Genomic DNA, 1,394 nt, shown 5'->3' on the forward strand with positions numbered 1-1,394 from the left:
ATGCCGTTGCCGAGGACTACGCCTCCCGCTTCCTGGCGCATCTCCGCCAGCAAAGCGCCCTGTTGGCGGCGGGTTGACCCCCATTTCATGCAACCCAATCGCACTCCAAGGAGTCAAAACCATGAGCAATCAATCGTCCAAGAGCGCGCTGATCCTGATCGAGTACGTCAACGATTGGTTGGCGCCGACCGGCGGCATCAACGGGCAGTTCCAAGACCGCGAGCAGTTCGACAAGGCCGTCGCCAACTCGAAGATCGCGCTCGCAGCGGCCCGCCAGAGAGGCATGGAGGTCATTCATGCGTCGCTCAAGTTCGAGCCGCACTTCAAGGTGCTGGGCGAAGGGAAATACGGTCTGCGCAAGATGATGCGCGACTACGGCTCGTTCCTCGGTGCGCAGGCCGACTTCTTTCCCGGCTTCGAGCCCCAGGACGGCGAGTACGTGATCCGCGAGCGAACGGGCGGCAGCAGCGTGTTTGCTTCGACCACACTGGACAGCTACCTTCGCAACAACCGCATCTTCGACATCTACCTCGCAGGCTTTGCGCTGAGGCAGTGCGTTGAATCTTCGATGCGAAACGCGCATGACCTGGGCTACCACACCAACGTCATCTACGACGCGTCGGCGGCATTTACTCGTGAGCAGCAGACGGCGTTCCTCTCCGAGATTGCGCCCTTCTACGCCAACGCGATCACCACTCAGGGCTTTGTCGCTCAGGCCTGAGCATGAAAGATGCTGGCTGGCGGAAGCTCTGTCCGGTATCCGGTAGTAGCGGTGAACCGGCCACGTGCCGGGAAGGCCATCGAATGACCGGTGATGGCCGATGCCGACGTTCCACGAGTTGGGCACGGCCGACTGACATCAGCCTTCTGCCGTAGCTCACGGTCGCGAGCTGAGCGGCAGCATCGGGTCGGCATGAGCCAGTCGCGTCGCACAGAAGCGGTCGTTCAAGTCGGCATGCGGCGGACGCCACAGTCGAGCGGCCGGTTCCGAGGATGAAGGCGCCCGTCGGGACAGTGGAGTCCTGTGACTGCTATGGGGAGCAGCTGCCCCTCAGGCCTTAGACCACGAACGACTCAGATCAGCCTGAAGCCGCAGTTCTCCACAGCCCAACAGACGGCCGGGCGACCTTACGTCGTGCCGCCGCCGTCAGATCGCGCGGCGGAACACTCGGTTGCCGTAACTCCGACCTTCGATCACGTGGACCGTCTCGCCGATGTCGGCGTAGCCGCGCGCGGCGTAGAAGTCGCGTGCGCGTTGATTGCCGTCCCACGCTGTCAACCACAGCGCGGGCAAACCCGTGGACCTGGCGACGTCCTCCGCCGCGGCCAGCAGACGCTGTCCCACCTTCACACGCTGGAAGGCCGGCTGCACGTACAGACGGACCAGCTCGGCG

The 1,394-nt window shown here is 63.5% G+C and carries 2 protein-coding genes; one reads left to right on the top strand and one right to left on the bottom strand.

Annotated elements, in window-relative coordinates; translation table 11 throughout:
• Nucleotides 1–121 precede the first annotated feature (121 nt).
• A complete protein-coding gene (locus tag FUT87_RS28210; protein ID WP_091733584.1) occupies nucleotides 122–721 on the top strand; it encodes an isochorismatase family cysteine hydrolase in 600 nt (199 codons plus the stop codon).
• Nucleotides 722–1,147: 426 nt separating this feature from the next.
• Here FUT87_RS28210 and FUT87_RS28215 read toward each other — a convergent pair.
• A partial coding sequence (locus FUT87_RS28215; protein ID WP_147243088.1) for an N-acetyltransferase occupies nucleotides 1,148–1,394 on the bottom strand: 247 nt, incomplete at its 5' end.

Source organism: Mitsuaria sp. TWR114 (genome assembly GCF_007997345.1).